Annotated in this window: 18 protein-coding genes; 4 read left to right on the plus strand and 14 right to left on the minus strand. The window is 38.7% G+C overall.

Features of this window, described 5'->3' with window-relative positions; all coding sequences use genetic code 11:
• Positions 1 to 2: 2 nt before the first annotated feature.
• A complete protein-coding gene (folE, locus tag BP74_RS17500) occupies positions 3 to 602 on the minus strand; it encodes a GTP cyclohydrolase I FolE (RefSeq protein ID WP_496376055.1) in 600 nt (199 codons plus the stop codon).
• Between the two features lie 17 nt (positions 603 to 619).
• Positions 620 to 1,033, minus strand: a complete 414-nt coding sequence (locus BP74_RS17505) for a 6-pyruvoyl trahydropterin synthase family protein (RefSeq protein WP_496376057.1) — start codon at positions 1,031 to 1,033, stop codon at positions 620 to 622.
• Between the two features lie 72 nt (positions 1,034 to 1,105).
• On the opposite strand from BP74_RS17505, the gene mqnB reads away from it, so the two are divergent.
• Positions 1,106 to 1,753, plus strand: a complete 648-nt coding sequence (mqnB, locus tag BP74_RS17510; protein WP_496376059.1) for a futalosine hydrolase — start codon at positions 1,106 to 1,108, stop codon at positions 1,751 to 1,753.
• Positions 1,750 to 2,571, plus strand: coding sequence for a 1,4-dihydroxy-6-naphtoate synthase (locus tag BP74_RS17515; RefSeq protein ID WP_496376061.1), 822 nt, complete (start codon positions 1,750 to 1,752; stop codon positions 2,569 to 2,571). Before mqnB ends, BP74_RS17515 begins: the two co-directional genes overlap by 4 nt.
• 36 nt (positions 2,572 to 2,607) lie before the next feature.
• Here BP74_RS17515 and BP74_RS17520 read toward each other — a convergent pair whose 3' ends face one another.
• From BP74_RS17520 to BP74_RS17535, 4 genes are all read right to left on the minus strand, one after another.
• Positions 2,608 to 3,423 (minus strand): aminotransferase class IV, encoded by an 816-nt coding sequence (locus BP74_RS17520; RefSeq protein ID WP_496376063.1) that lies wholly within the window; start codon positions 3,421 to 3,423, stop codon positions 2,608 to 2,610.
• A gap of 68 nt (positions 3,424 to 3,491) precedes the next feature.
• Positions 3,492 to 4,157, minus strand: a complete 666-nt coding sequence (locus BP74_RS17525; RefSeq protein WP_496376065.1) for a response regulator — start codon at positions 4,155 to 4,157, stop codon at positions 3,492 to 3,494.
• A gap of 231 nt (positions 4,158 to 4,388) precedes the next feature.
• Entirely contained in the window at positions 4,389 to 5,147 is a 759-nt protein-coding gene (locus BP74_RS17530; protein ID WP_496376067.1) for an SAM-dependent methyltransferase, read from the minus strand.
• Complete coding sequence (locus tag BP74_RS17535; RefSeq protein WP_072836909.1) at positions 5,147 to 5,803, minus strand: response regulator transcription factor; 657 nt, start codon at positions 5,801 to 5,803, stop codon at positions 5,147 to 5,149. Before BP74_RS17535 ends, BP74_RS17530 begins: the two co-directional genes overlap by 1 nt.
• A gap of 1,359 nt (positions 5,804 to 7,162) precedes the next feature.
• Here BP74_RS17535 and BP74_RS17540 point away from each other — a divergent pair.
• Together BP74_RS17540 and BP74_RS17545 are read left to right on the plus strand one after the other, a co-directional pair.
• Positions 7,163 to 8,005, plus strand: a complete 843-nt coding sequence (locus BP74_RS17540; protein ID WP_496376069.1) for a sensor histidine kinase — start codon at positions 7,163 to 7,165, stop codon at positions 8,003 to 8,005.
• A 23-nt stretch (positions 8,006 to 8,028) separates the two neighbouring features.
• Positions 8,029 to 8,679 carry a response regulator gene (locus BP74_RS17545; protein WP_496376071.1) on the plus strand — a complete coding sequence of 217 codons (651 nt, stop codon included), beginning with the start codon at positions 8,029 to 8,031 and terminating at the stop codon, positions 8,677 to 8,679.
• Positions 8,680 to 8,699: 20 nt separating this feature from the next.
• Here BP74_RS17545 and BP74_RS17550 read toward each other — a convergent pair whose 3' ends face one another.
• The 8 genes from BP74_RS17550 to BP74_RS17585 all read right to left on the minus strand — a co-directional run bounded on the left by BP74_RS17550 (position 8,700) and on the right by BP74_RS17585 (position 15,615).
• Entirely contained in the window at positions 8,700 to 9,356 is a 657-nt protein-coding gene (locus BP74_RS17550) for a 3-oxoacid CoA-transferase subunit B (RefSeq protein WP_496376073.1), read from the minus strand.
• 31 nt (positions 9,357 to 9,387) lie between these two features.
• Entirely contained in the window at positions 9,388 to 10,089 is a 702-nt protein-coding gene (locus BP74_RS17555) for a CoA transferase subunit A (RefSeq protein ID WP_496376075.1), read from the minus strand.
• Between the two features lie 49 nt (positions 10,090 to 10,138).
• Entirely contained in the window at positions 10,139 to 10,486 is a 348-nt protein-coding gene (locus tag BP74_RS17560) for a DUF4296 domain-containing protein (protein ID WP_496376077.1), read from the minus strand.
• Positions 10,483 to 11,397 carry a type IX secretion system protein PorD gene (porD, locus tag BP74_RS17565; RefSeq protein WP_496376079.1) on the minus strand — a complete coding sequence of 305 codons (915 nt, stop codon included), beginning with the start codon at positions 11,395 to 11,397 and terminating at the stop codon, positions 10,483 to 10,485. Before porD ends, BP74_RS17560 begins: the two co-directional genes overlap by 4 nt.
• Positions 11,397 to 12,584 carry a bifunctional phosphopantothenoylcysteine decarboxylase/phosphopantothenate--cysteine ligase CoaBC gene (gene coaBC / locus BP74_RS17570; protein WP_496376081.1) on the minus strand — a complete coding sequence of 396 codons (1,188 nt, stop codon included), beginning with the start codon at positions 12,582 to 12,584 and terminating at the stop codon, positions 11,397 to 11,399. Before coaBC ends, porD begins: the two co-directional genes overlap by 1 nt.
• Before the next feature lie 80 nt (positions 12,585 to 12,664).
• The gene (locus BP74_RS17575; RefSeq protein WP_496376083.1) at positions 12,665 to 13,006 is read right to left on the minus strand and encodes a DNA-directed RNA polymerase subunit omega; all 342 of its coding nucleotides are present in this window, start codon (positions 13,004 to 13,006) and stop codon (positions 12,665 to 12,667) included.
• On the minus strand, positions 12,981 to 13,793 hold the full coding sequence (locus BP74_RS17580) for an outer membrane protein assembly factor BamD (protein WP_496376085.1): 813 nt from the start codon (positions 13,791 to 13,793) through the stop codon (positions 12,981 to 12,983). The genes BP74_RS17575 and BP74_RS17580 overlap by 26 nt, the downstream gene beginning before the upstream one ends.
• A 181-nt stretch (positions 13,794 to 13,974) precedes the next feature.
• Entirely contained in the window at positions 13,975 to 15,615 is a 1,641-nt protein-coding gene (locus tag BP74_RS17585; RefSeq protein WP_496376087.1) for an OmpA family protein, read from the minus strand.
• Positions 15,616 to 15,672: the final 57 nt, after the last annotated feature.

Below are 15,672 nucleotides of genomic sequence, written 5' to 3' on the forward strand. Positions count from 1 at the left end.
AATTAGTCCAGATCAGCAGTAATTAATTTTAAAAACTCGTTCCGGGTGATGTGGTTATTTAAAAATTCCCCATCAAAAGAAGAGGTGGTAGTAACAGAATTTTGCTTTTGAACGCCTCTCATCATCATGCACAGGTGTTTGGCTTCAATAACGACAGCCACACCCAGTGGATTGAGACTTTCTTTAATAGCTTTTAATATCTGTGTTGTCAGTCTTTCCTGTACCTGCAACCTGCGTGAATATACATCCACCACGCGGGCAAGTTTACTAAGGCCTGTAATATAACCATTGGGTATATAGGCAATATGCGCCTTACCGAAAAATGGCAAGAGATGATGTTCACACATAGAAAACAGTTCAATATCCTTCACGATCACCATTTCACTCACCTCTTCGCTGAAACGGGCACCGTTAAGTATGGAAACTGCATCCTGGCTATAGCCCTGGGTCATATATTGCATGGCCTTAGCCATGCGCTCGGGGGTCTTCAACAATCCTTCTCTATGCGAATCTTCTCCCAGGAGATTGATAATGCTACTGTAGTTATTCATTAATCCTTCGGTAACATCCGTATCAAAACTTTCTTTTTTATGAAATGCCATAATTGCTAATCTATTATTTAAGCTGGATATTCAACATAATTACGTGGTGTTTCAAATAGCCTGATGAACAAATCCAATGATGGTTCAATATGCGGGCGCAAGATATTGTAAATGACTACTGCTATATTTTCCGCTGTTGGATTCAGATTCTTAAATTCTTCCAGGTCGATATTTAAATTCTTGTGATCAAATTTTTCTAATACTTTATCATTGACCAGGTCAGATAAGATCTTCAGATCCATTACAAAGCCGGTTTCCTTATTGATCTCACCAACTACTTTGATTTCCAATTCATAATTATGACCATGAAAATTAGGAAAACTGCATTTTCCAAAAGTAGCTGTATTGGCTTCAGAAGACCAATCAGGCCTGTATAAACGATGAGCCGCATTAAAATGTTCACGACGTACTACAGCAACTTTTTTATTCATAATTCAGAGTCAACAACAATTGTGCAAAGGTAATGGTTGGTAAAAAGTAATTTAATTTACGATTTTTGGGCCATGGAAGTTCTTCTTTGTGCAGCTACAAGATTTGAGATTGAACCAATTATACAACATATAGAATCCCAAAAGGTTAAAAATATTGATATCCTGTTAACAGGTGTTGGATTGACTGCAGCCACTTACCAGCTTACCAGGTCCGTTTGTAAAAATAGACCCCAACTGATCATCCAGGCAGGTATAGCAGGTGCATTGGACTATAATTTGAAGTTAGGAAGGGTTGTTGCGGTAGAATCAGAAATTATTGGAGACCTGGGTGTAATGGAACAGGATGGATTCCATTCACTTTTTGATATGAACTTTATTCAAAAGAACGAAGCACCCTGGACGAATGGCAGGCTTGTAAATACCTTTGGGATATTGGACCAATTGATGTTACCAATGTTGCAAAGTGTATCCATCAACGAGATCACTACCTTACCTTCCCGGATCGATCATTATAAAAATGCACTTGGTGCTTCCATAGAATCTATGGAAGGGGCTGCCTTGCATTACGTGGGATTAATGGAAAATATTCCTTTTCTTCAAGTTCGATCATTGTCGAACTTTGCAGGTGAAAGAAATAAAAATAAATGGCAATTGAAAGATGCTATTGACAATTTAAATAAGGAATTAATACCGATCATTTCAAAATTTGTGAGACTATGAAGTTGAGCCTTGGATTTTCTCCCTGCCCGAATGATACATTTATATTTGATGCACTGGTAAATAAAAAAATAGATACTGAAGGAATTGAATTCGAACCCATACTTGAAGATGTTCAAACCCTGAACGAGTGGGCATCAGCAGGCAAGTTGAATATAACCAAACTAAGCTTTCCTGCCTTGTTTAACAACCTGGATAAATACACATTATTAAATTCAGGATCAGCCCTAGGCAAAGGTGTAGGCCCGCTTTTGATAGGTAAAAAAATGGTAGACATCAGGGAAGTTGCCAATTGTACCATTGCCATCCCCGGAGAAAATACTACAGCCAATTTTTTATTGAGTTTTGCTTTTCCCAATATTGCCATTAAGATTCCTTATTTATTTTCTCAAATAGAGGAGGCAGTGCTGCAAGAAAAGGCTGACCTGGGGGTGATCATTCATGAAAATCGATTTACCTACCAGCAAAAAGGATTACATAAGATATGCGATCTTGGACAAGTGTGGGAAGAGCGGCAAAACGCTCCTATTCCGTTGGGCGGTATCGCTGCCAGGAAAGATCTGGATAGAGGTGTAATTGATAAAGTAGACAGGCTGATAAGGAAAAGCGTGGAGTATTCATTTAACTCTTACCCCCAAATTTCTCCCTATATAAAAGAACATGCACAGGCCATGGAGGAACATGTTATGAGACAACATATTGAACTTTATGTGAATGATCATAGCATTGACCTAGGAGAACAGGGTAAAAAGGCCATTGAACAATTATATAAAGTATACCAATCACAAAATAATCTAACCACAACAGCTGCCATTTTTTAATGGCTTCTCTAATTGGACCAATTTAAGTACAGGGAGTTAAGCAAATAATGGGGTAACCAATCTTTCGTAAATTCCTGAGACAATCATATTGCCGTAATTTTTTTCTTTAAATTTTTTTACTGACCTGATGCCAAATATGGCATTGCTTAAGAAAATTTCATCTGCAGTTACTAGTTCCTCTACAGTAATGTCTTGCTGGTGAACGACATAATTCAATCCTTTAAGAGCATCAATGAGGTAACGTCTCATTACACCACTCACACATCCCTGGTGCAAGGCAGGCGTGTAAATCTCATTATTATGGATCATAAAGACATTAGCTTTTGAACTATCGCAAATTTTATTTTCACAGTTCAATACAATACTATCATCACACCCTTCATCAATGGCATACAGGCCTGCCATAACATAAGGCAGAAAATTGGCAGTTTTTAAATTGGCATATACATCCATTGATTTACGTGCATAGGGAAACACGGTAACTGAAATGTATTGTAATTTGTTTTCGAAATCGGTTGAGGGTATTGACTGTGCCTCAATAATGATCTCGCCAACACCATGAGCATTTCTGTAAACTGCCAGGCGAACCCGGGCAGATTCAAGGCATTGGTTCAGTTGGCATAATTCCATGATCCATTGCACTATTTGCTCCTGCAAAAATGAATGCCCGATCTTTAATAAATCTAAACTCGTTATGAGTCTTTCAAAGTGGAATTCAACAAGAGGGATCCGGCCTCTTGAAACTTTCATCGTTTCAAATACGCCATCACCATACCTGAAACCCCTGTTATCAACAGTAAACACAGGTGTATTTTGTTGTATCATCCGGCCATTGAAGCAAACATGGATCATGCCTCAAAAATGAATAAAAAAAGCCATTTACTCTTTTAGTAAATGGCTAAGGTATTTTAGTTGTGATTTCAGGCTTGTTCCACAATACCAGCTTTGACGGCATACATTACCAGGCCCGCCATAGATTTAACCCCGGTTTTTGTTTTTAGTTTGTCTCTAATCGCCTCTACTGTCCTGGGACTAAGATCAACAATATCTGCAATCTCCTTAGTGCTTTTTTCTTCGCACATTAATTTTAGAATAGTGATCTCCTTATCTGTAAGATGAACTTCCTGCATAGGACTTTCCTGCGGCTTCTTCATTCTCAGGCCATTCAGCAGGGCTTTATTGGTCAGATCGTTAAAGAAAAACTCCTGCTCATAGCAAGTTTTAATTGCCTGGTATATTGTTTCCGAATCTGACTCCTTTGTTAAATAGGAATTTGCTCCAATCTCCATCATTTTGGTAATAATAGACGGATCGTTATTCATGGAAAGCATGATAACTTTCATTTCAGGATATAACTTCTTTATTTCCGGCAATGTTGTATACCCATCCATAATTGGCATATGTATATCAAGAAGAATAACATCAGGCTTAATATGCTTTAGTAAATTCATTAGTTGCATGCCATTTTCAGCTTCTGCAATCATCTGGATGTCCTTTCGGCTGGAGAGAGAGGTTTTTACACCTGTACGGAAAAGTGCATGGTCATCCGCAATAGCAACTTTGATAATAGAGTCAAGATTTTTCATAAGGAATTTTTAGTTAGACTTCTAGGTTCCAAACCTTCTGCAATTTGGGAAAAAACGAGGGAATATTATATAGTATTACTACGTTATTTTTGATTGTGGAAAGTACGATTACTTAGAAAATTTCCACCACCGGTTCTAAAAAATAGGGGCTTTACCTTAGCCATGATCTGTAAAGTTACGAGCATAGCCAGTAAATGCTGAACTTAGAAATGGTTTTAACCAATTAGGGGATTAAGATGTCTTTTCTACCACGATGTAAATCCTTCCATCTCCCAACATGAATCTTCTTTTTCTTGGAGTGCTATACAGCTCTTGCGTACGGAGCCCAGCTTCCTGGAACATTGATTCCAACTCATCCAGCGAGAAAATGTAATCTATGCCTTTTAAAACATCTACTGTACCCTCGGCCGAAACTATAGTTTGTTCAGACTCAATGCGGTTGGGTTGGAAATGGAATTTATAGTCAAGCAGGTATTTAAAATCTCCAACATGATACCAGTCTTTCTCTTTAAAATGCTTAAGAGCTATCTCGGCAATCATCCAGGAATTGATAATCAATATCCCTCCTGGTTTGAGGCTATGAGACAATTTCTTTAAAATCCGGGAAGTTTCTTCTTTATTAAAAAAAGAAAAGCTATTACCCATGCAGATTATAGCATCATAGTTATCCTGCAATTCAACTTCCAACACACCAGCCTGGAAAGCGCTTACCGGAAGGTTTTGCTCATGGGCTGTAGTATTGATTTCTTCGATGTAATCTTTCAGGTTGTCAATACTTGTAACACTCACTCCTCTTTTACCCAACTCAATGCTGTGACGGCCATAACCACACATGATATCGAGCACCTTATCGCCTTCCTGCAATGCCGCAGCTTCCATTGTGAAATCAACCTCTGCCTCTGTCAGGCCATTAGGAATTAGCATTCTCCAAACATCTTTATAGACGCTATCGAAAAAGGAATTATTTATATTATCCGTACCAGTGGTCATTATTCCAGCAATTTATTGCGCATGGCATACATAACAAGACCAGCAATAGTTTTAGCACCAACCTTTTGTTTCATTTGCTGTCGAATGGTTTCTATGGTCCTGGGACTTAAAAAAACCTCTTTGGAAATCTCTTCAGTGGTTTTATCCTCAGCAATACATTTTAATATTTTGATTTCCTTCTCTGAGAATTTAATTGGGTTGGGGTAAAATTGCCGAACAGTTTTCTTGTGTTGAAGTTTCAGCAAAACTGCCTTGTTTACCAGGTCATTGAAATAAAAGTCATCATTCATGCACGTAAGGATGGCCTGGTAGATCTCTTCAGGATCAGTTGTTTTGGTGAGATAGGCATTAGCTCCCATCTCCATCATTTTTGTGATCATTTCCTGGTCATCATACATCGTAAGTACTATGATTTTGATCTCTTCATACTCCTTACGTAAAATACCTATCGCGTTCACTCCATCAATCTCTGGCATACGGATATCCATCAAAAGAACATCAGGCACCTTAAGCTTCAATTTGTGCATGAGGTCTTTGCCATCCTCAGCTTCCCATAAAATTTTAAGGTAATCGCGGTCTCTCAAGGCCATTTTAATACCATCCCGAAAGATCTTATGGTCATCGGCAATGGCCACTTTAATTTGCTGGGCAGTCATGGAAATTGGTTTAAGTAATTGACTTATAAGCAGTAGTCTACAAAACTAATTGTTTTTCACTCTGAAATACTATGATCATAAAAAGATATTTTACAGCTTTCAGAAACGAATAATTAGTAGAACCACGTTTGACATCTCGTAAATTTACGATTCCATACCAATTATAAAAGCTTTCCTGCAAATTCTTTTAAAATAGCTTGATTATTAGCATGTAGGGGGATAATTTGCTTTTCGAAAGCCAGGTAAATTAATATGCATTCCCAAGACTTCCTGTCTATTTAAATAGACCATTCAACTTTACCTCATCAGAATTAATCGGATTATTTCTTTTTGTTCTTAGTAAAATTACTATTTTCATATCGTGAGATTACTCGATTTATCCAAGTAAGCTTACTATCAAATTGGGCTGAAAGTATTGTAATGTCTACATTATTAGGGAAAATTAGAATTTAACGGGTTTAGTTACCCATTGAAATCGGGTGTAGGTCTGGCAATATTTACATCCGTTAATAACAAAAACTTACTGTCATGACAAAAAAAGTATTTAGAGCAGTACCCCCAATAGAATGGCCAACTACTCCAAACTGGTGGGAATTTTAATTAAGAATTATTAAATCTTTAAAAGGTTTTCTATATTTGGCAAAAACCAAAACTATAGAAAACCTTTTTGTTTTACTAGCCATCTTCTCTGACATCTTACCTATTTTACTTTTTGCTATCTTTTTTAAATCGATAAAAAGCAAAAGAATCATTTGGGTACTGATAGCATTTACTTTATTTGATTTTATCACAAATCTTTCCCTTTACTACGTCATACCCCCGAATTATCACAACTTTATATATCCTGCATTTACATTATTCGAATCTTTATTTTTTGCCGGCTTTTTCTATTATACTATTTCAAAAGCTTCCATACGGAAATTGATTTTACTCATCACTTTGATATTTTCAATTTGCCTGATCGGTTATTATTTTTATTTATTCTTTGTTATCAGGAATATTCCAGTACTTGATTCCATACCAATAGGAATAGAATCCATCTTGATTTTTATATTCTCCTTTTTATATTTCTACGAGCAATTAAATAATACTTCTAATTTTTTCATTTATAGCCAGGCTTCCTTTTGGGGAGTTTTAGGCATATTAATCTACCTGTCAGGCTCTTTCTTCATCTATATTTTCGCAAACCAGATATCTATCCAGGAGTTAAATAAATACTGGATAATTACAAATATTTCTTCTATTGTAAAAAATATATTCTTTACTGTGGCCATATATATTCAGGCCAATGAATCTTTAAAAAAGCCCCCTAAAAATTATAACTTCTATCCATCTAATTAAAACATAGATTCGCAACCCATGTACTTTCTGCAAGCCAATCCACCCGGTATATCCCTTGTTTTGTTCTTAGGAACACTGGGTATGCTTGCTTTGACAATAGGACTTATTCTCTTTATTATATTTCACCAAAGAAAGGTCATACGCTACCAGTTACGCCTTCAATCGATGGAGCAGGAACAGCAAAAGATCTTACTCAATGCATCCATAAGACTGCAGGAAGAAGAAAGACAACGGCTTGCAGCAGACCTGCATGACGATGCAGGCCCCTTATTGGCCACTGCCCGGCTTTACCTGAATGAGAACCTGGTAAACCAGGATAAAGCAACCCAACTGCAATCCATTTTCCAGGCCAGACAAATTCTTGATGATACGATTCAGCTGATCAGGAATATCAGTCATAGCCTAATGCCTCCTACCCTTAAAAACTTTGGCCTGGAGTCAGCAACCAACGATTTGTTTCAAAAGATCAGTGGCTCAGGAACTATTAACGCCAGTAGCCGCTTTCACGATTATCGAGAACGTCTTAAACCTGAAATTGAGCTTATTGTTTTCAGGGTTATCCAAGAATTGATCAATAATATACTTAAGCATAGCAATTCAAGTTTCATTCATCTTACACAGAATATGCATGATGGTATGTTTATTCTGCGTATTCATCATGATGGAAGAGGAATCGTACAGGCGGACTTCGAAAAATTAAACAAGAGTAATATCGGGCTTGGATTAAAGAACATTAACAGCCGCCTCCGGGTTGCCCAGGGAAAAATATTTTTCGAAAAAGACCCTTCTCAAACATATTATAAGGTTACCATAGAAATTCCAAAAGATGATGTTAATGAATCATTAACGCATAATTCCTAATTTTATCGCATCCCAACTGTGCTATGGAAATTATCAAAGTGGCTATTGCCGACGATCATAAAATATTCAGGAAAGGTGTGATACTTTCTTTGCGTGCATTCACCAATATCAAATTTGTTCTGGAAGCAGAGAATGGAGATGAATTATTACAGGGTATTGCCGAAGCAGAACCAGATGTGGTGCTTATGGACCTGAGAATGCCCGGAAAGGATGGAATGGAGACCACTAAACTTCTGACCAAGCAATATCCACAAATACATATTATCGTATTAAGTATGTACGAAGATGAGCGCTTTGTTTCCCATATGATGGAAAATGGCGCCAATGGATATTTATTAAAGAATGCTGAACCCCAGGAAATAAGGCGTGCTATCATGGATGTTCATGAGAAAGGTTATTATCTGAATAATTTTGTTAACCGAATTCTTCTTAAGAAATCACATTCCAAGCAAAAAACGGTTCCATCTCTTACTAATGAGATTACGCTCAGCGATAAGGAAAGGGATGTACTCAAATTCATCTGCATGGAGTTTACAGCCCAGGAAATAGCTCAGAAGATGGAGATAAGTCCAAGAACAGTGGAAGCCATCAAAGACCGGCTTATGGAACGTTTTGGAAGTAAGAATACAGCAGGATTAGTATTCTTTGCGGTCAAAAATAACCTGGTGGATTAATTCCAGCCATTGGCTATTGGTTAAAATTGCATTTCGGGGATCTCTCCCTCAACGATCAGTTTTCCAGCTGTTTTGGATACGATTTCTTCTACGCTTACACCGGGTGCTCTTTCCAATAATTTAAATCCCTGTGGAGTTACATCAAGAACCGCCAACTCACTCACGATCTTCTTTACACAGCCAACACCGGTCAATGGCAGGCTGCATTGCGGCAGCAACTTTGATTCGCCCTTAGGATTGGTATGCATCATGGCAACGATGATATTTTGTGCACTGGCTACCAGGTCCATGGCGCCTCCCATTCCCTTGACCATTTTACCCGGGATCTTCCAGTTAGCTATATCACCATTCTCACTTACTTCCATGGCACCTAAAACAGTCAGGTCAATTTTTCCAGCCCTGATCATTCCAAAACTTTCGGCACTATCGAAAAATGCTCCACCTGGCATAACAGTCACTGTTTCCTTTCCGGCATTAATAAGGTCTGCATCTATCTCCTTTTCGTCAGGATAAGGACCCATGCCAAGCATACCATTCTCACTCTGCAACATGATGAACATGCCCTCTGGAATATAATTAGAAACCAAGGTGGGTATACCAATACCAAGGTTAACATACATGCCGTCCTTTAATTCCCGGGCTATTCTCCGGGCTATGCCATATTTATCTAAAGCCATTGTAGTGAAATTATTGTTACTGGAAATGGTATTAATTACTGGTCAAACGAACTGTTCTCCTTTCTATCCGTTTTTCATACGCTTGTCCCTGGAATATGCGATGCACATAGACGCTGGCTACGTGAATATCATCCGGATCCAATTGACCGGGTTCAACCAACTCCTCCACTTCAGCTATTGTTATTGCTCCGGCTTTCGCCATCGAAGTGGAGAAATTTCGTGTAGCCTTCCTGAAGATCAGATTACCATACTTATCACCCTTCCATGCTTTTACCAATGCAAAATCTGCATGAAGCGCATGTTCCATAAGGTAATTTTTACCGTTAAAATTTCTTACTTCCTTTCCTTCTGCCACTTCAGTCCCATATCCTGCAGGAGTAAAAAATGCCGGTATTCCCATGCCTGCCATTTGTATCCTTGTAGCCAAAGTACCTTGTGGTATCAGGTCCACTTCCAGCTCCCCGCTCAAAAGCTGGCGCTCAAATTCAGCATTCTCCCCTACATAGGAGCTCATCATTTTTTTTATCTGCCTGGTTTGCAACAATAAGCCCAGGCCAAAATCATCCACACCGGCATTATTGGATATGCAGGTGAGATCTTTAACTCCTTTCTTAACCAGACCATTGATTAAATTTTCAGGGATACCACAAAGCCCAAAACCACCAAGCATGATCGTAGATCCATCACGCAGGTCCAACAAGGCCTCATCGGCGTTCGCAACAACTTTATTCATAGCAAGCAATTGTATCCAAAAATAACAATAGCGCAGGAAAGAAATAGTATTATACAGGTTTTGTTCTCAGGGTTTGACGTTCGGATCTTTTTTGGAGGGAATCAAATATCGGCTTAAGAAGGTCAGGCCTTTTTTCATAGTACTGCATGCTATGCTTGAATTGCTCTTTAGATATCTTATGAATGCTGAATAATTTTTGATAAAGGTCTACATGTTTGTCAAGAGCCTTTAAAGTGGAGTCTTTTTGCACATAGTAATCAGCCACTTCGTCTGCCATGATCACATCCCATAAAACTGCTTCCATTTTTTTAGGTGCAATAATATCCTTTGGTACGGTATCAGAAGTGCAGGAAAAAAAACAAAGCAACAGGAGGGAAAGTATTATTATTCTGCTCATTTCAATTCCTTGTAAGCATTTGAATTGGTAAGATCTATCCTGGTTAAAATTTCCCTTGCCTGCACTTTCACTTTTTGCTCACCCTTACTAAATGCTTTAACCAGTTCATTGCTTTTACCCTGGAAGAAAAACTGGATGACCATGGCCCCGGGGTTTTCCGTATTTACTGTATTGAGATAACTGATCGCTTTTAATAGACCAGTCCTTCCTGTATTCTCATTATCGTAAAACTGGTCCAGTCCATTCCGGTAGTAAGAATATACTGCGTCATGGACAAGATTGTAACGATTATCAACAAGACCCTCAATCAGTTTGAACCTGTTACGCAATCCATCGAAAGCTTTCCATCCGGTAATTTGGGACGATTCAGGAGCATTATTTACAATGTATTGTGCTTTTTGAAAAAAAGGATCACCACCCTTTGGTGCAAATGAATCATAATCCATACCCAGTATAATATTGATATAATAGGCAACAATAGCCGTTAGGTTAGCCGATAAAGGGTCATTACCCTGCACCCTGTTCTCGTTGAACTCCACGGGCTGGAATTCTATGTATTTAAAGATCACATCACCATCCTGGAAGTTAATGATAGGCGATTCGTAGGTGCTATTATAAACCGGCCTTGCCGCCTGTACGGTTAAAGTAGCCTTGAATACATTCTGTCCCATGTCCTGGTCAATGGTCAACAAAAAATTGCATTTGATCTTTTCCTGCTGCTGGTAATTATCAGTGGTCCATTTACGGTTATTGATAAAATTGGTAAGGGCTGTTTGCAGGGTTTGAAATGTTTTTTTATCGACCTGGGTACTTACCCTGTTTGCCAGTACAGAGAACCGGGCCTGCAGTTCCTGTGCAAATAACCCGTGAACAACAAATACCAGTAAAAAAAGAAGAAAACTTTTTTTCATTATAATAATTCAGTTATGGCATCGACAATATCTTTTGCCAGTAATTTTTTAGATTTTAATCCCAATGCCTTTTTGTCTCCATTCTTAAAGAAGAAGGTAACCTTATTCGTATCATATCCAAACCCTGCACCTTCATCATTCAAGGAATTCAGAACAAGCATGTCGGCATTTTTATCTTTCAATTTTTTTAAAGCATTCTCCATCTCGTTATCGGTTTCGAGCGCAAAACCAACCAAAACCTGCTTTTCCTTTTTGTTCTTGCCGAGAGCTTTTAAAATATCCATTGTCTTTTTTAAAGCAAGATTCAGTTCACCATCCGTTTTTTTGATTTTGATATCGGAGACTGTAACTGGCGTATAATCTGCCACAGCTGCTGCCATTACCGCAATATCATAATCGCTCTCATTCATGCAGGATTCATACATTTCTTCCGCTGTCATTACCTTGACCACATTTACTCCTTGTAAGTTCCGGTCAAATGGAACTGGACCACTTATTAGGGTAACCGCAGCGCCCCTGGTAGCCAGTTCTTCAGCGATTGCATATCCCATTTTCCCCGAAGAATGATTTCCTATAAAACGTACCGGGTCTATGGGTTCGTATGTAGGTCCTGCAGTAACAAGAGCTTTTTTACCCTTGAGATTTCCTGAATTATGAAAATACTGCTCCAGGAAACCAACTATTTCTTCAGGTTCTGCCATCCTTCCCTCTCCAACCAGGCCACTTGCCAGTTCTCCATACCCCACTGGCATTATCTTACAACCATGTTGTTCTATGAGGTCTATATTATGTTTGGATGCAGGATGATGCCACATATCCTCATCCATTGCCGGGGCTATCAAAACAGGGCATGTAGCTGATAAATAGGTTGCCAACAACAAATTATCAGATTGGGCGTAGGCCATTTTACTTAATGTATTACAGCTAAGAGGAGCAATTAATAATACATCAGCCCATCTGCCCAGCATGACATGATTGGCCCAGGTTTCTTCATCAAAAAGATCTGAAAGCACACTGTTGTGAGAAAGTGTAGATAAAGTCAGAGATGAAACAAAGTCCTTTGATGCCGGCGTCATGATCACTTTTACCTCAGCTCCTTTCTTAATCAATTGCCTGACCAAAATAGGGGTTTTGTAGGCAGCTATACTGCCTGTAATGCCCAGAAGAATCTTCTTACCCGATAACATACTGACCCGAAAATACTATTTATAAAAAACAAAAGCGATTTACTAGTAGTAAATCGCTTTGTAAACCTTTTATCTGGTGTTTATTGAAACAGGTCATCTTCGTTTTTGCGGTGGTACACTTTAGCCTCCATAAATTCCTGGGTAGCTAACAAGGCTGGATTTGGCATGCGCTCATAAGCCCTGGAAATTTCAATTTGCTCTTTATTCTCATGAATTTCTTCCAACGAATCCGTATGGCTGGCAAATTCTTCCAGTTTATTATGGAGCTCCTCTTTTAAAGTAATATTGATCTGGTTCGCTCTTTTACCAATAATAGAAATAGACTCGTACAAATTACCCGTTTTGTTCTTTAGCTCATTTACATCGCGGGTCTCAATATTATTTGATGTACTTGTACTAAGTTGACGTCTTAGCAGGCTCATTTGTATATAATTTTAAATTGTTTTGAGATTGGGTTAAATATGCCTGTACCTGTGTGGATAAAGGACTTTGCGGAAAACGGTCAATGAATTCATTACACTCTTCTATCACCTTTTCAAATCTTTCAGCTCTTTTATCCTCTACGCTCAATTCGGCAAAACGAAAATAAGATTTAATAGCCATCAACTTGTATTCATCCGACTTTCCGGATTCAGGATAGGAATTCAATAAAGTATTAAAAGCTACCGCTGCTGCTCTGAATTGTCCCAGATCATAGTATAACTGGGCTGCATTATGGTCCTTGGTTTCCAGCTTTTTACGGCAGATATCGATAATGTCTGAAGCTTCTTTATTCCTGGCCGAACCGGGATGTGTGTTAATAAAGGTCTGCATCATTCCCATGGCCTTGATCGTATTGGTCTGATCAAGTGCAGGCTTAGGTGACTGTTTATAAAAGGTATAAGCCCTCATATAGTCTATTTCTTCAGCCCTTGAACTGTTTGGATAGATCTCCAGGAAGGTTTTAAAAAGGTTTTCAGCGTTTAAATAATCACCCTGGTAATAACCTGTATAGGCATATTTATAATAAATATCCTCGAATTCGGGTCCCCCTCTGAAATAAGGCATGATATCCTCATAGATCTGCTGGGCATAATTATACTTCTTTTTAGCATAGTATTGTTCTGCCATGCGGAGCTTATAATGTGGATCTTTATTCTTTAAGACCTTATTAATGCCTCCACAACTAATCAGTAAAACAGCCAAAGCGAAAATGCCTATAAATTTCATAAAGGGTGGCAAAGTTAATCAGTTTAAGCAAATATTCTCGAAAATTGCCAGATTGGCTAAACCCTGTAGTTAAGATTTCACTAAAGCTAAAGCCTCCTTTTACACTTCATTAAATAGATAATTTCAAAAGAGCATAAAAAAACCCTCCGCAATGGAGGGTTTTATACTTAAATAGAACTTATTATTTACTTCTTCTCAGGTTTGGATGAGGAGCAGGTACAGTTGTTTGTCCTTGCTCATCTGAAGCTGCAGCACGCAGGTCGATAGTATTGCAGTCTCCGCCTTCCTGGCCATAATTCCAGAAGAAACGATCCTGGCTGATACCTTCTTTCTCAACCATGTAGCTGATTACAGCATTCACCCTATCCCAGCTTCTTTGTTGCTCTGATTTGCTTGAAGCGCAATATCCGGTAACAACTATTTTGCACTCTGGGCTATTACGTAAACGGGAAGCAACACTTGCCAACAAGGCTTTTGCATCGTTATTCAGGCTAACACCATTGCCAGAGAAAGTTACACTTGGTAAAGTTCCTAAGGCTGCTTCACAAGCTCCGGTCTTAGTATAACCAGCAAAGCAAGTTGAATCAGGACATGGGCATTTTCCTACACCATCAGCATCAACTGGCTGGCAATATGTTGGAGTGATCTTTTCTTTATCACGGGCGTCAGGAACACCATCACCATCAGTATCCAGGCTTACACCATGAGAATCAACAGGAACACCTTGAGGAGTTTGCTCCTGGTCAAATTGGTCAGTAATACCATCACCATCAGCATCAGGTAAAACTGGCTTTGGTAAAATCATCAGGCGAGGCTTGCGAATTTCCTGGTAAGCATAATCCAAAGGATTGATCCACCATAATGGCTCAACTGCTTTAGATCCAATGTTGAAGTTCAGGCCTAGAGATAAGAAATTATAAGTATCGAAATCTCTTGTGAAATCACCACGCTCAGTCCACTGAACACCATCGTATAGATCATCTTTAGTTATAGAAACACGATCTTCTAAAGCTAAGTTCATACGGTTGCTCAATTTGAAAGCGATACCGCCACCAACTTGACCAACTGGTCTCAAAGTTTTATTGAATAAAGTTGGACGACGGATTTCAGCGTTTTCAGCATCAGTCTCATAAGAATCATCCAGTAAATTATTCAGGGCGTCTTTAACATCTTTCCTTGTTTTGTATGTACCTGCAGGAATTCCGGAGAAATCATATGGTGTGCTGCCATTCAAAGCATTCACCTTTACGTCATAGATAGAAGCACCAATACCTACTAAAGCGTAAACATTCACTTTAGGTCTTGATTGGTGGAACATAATGTTATTCAATGAGAATAATCCTTCTAAAGAAAGGTCCTGTACTTTGGATTTATAGTTATTATAAACAGTACCAGTATAACCAAGTCTTTGCCATGGGTTTCCTGTGCCTCCCTGACCATAACTAGTTTGGGAAGATCCCTGCCAGCTTAATCCTTTAGCAATTCCATAGACATACTCTAAACGTGCAGAGAAAAGATATCCGAATGCTTTCCTGATATGCACTCCAAAACCTGGAGAAAAAAACTTTCCATCAACATCTCCATTTACAGTGAAAGAACCGGCTTTTATACCAATTTCCCACATATTCTTTGGTTTTGCGGGATAGTTGTAAGTGCCATTCATAAACTCTGTGTGCTGAGGCATTCTACGCGAAGGGATAACGGATGAGTCTGCGGGATCGTACGCTCCGATACTACCAGTGGTGGTAGTGGTTTGCGCGAAACCGTACGACGTGAACAGGCATAATAAACCTGCCAGAAAAGAGTACTTTTTGCTTGCCATAACTATTGATTAAATTTTAAAAACAATGTCCTAATCGTTGACAAAAATATAAATTGA

Source organism: Flavisolibacter ginsengiterrae DSM 18136, from assembly GCF_059568575.1.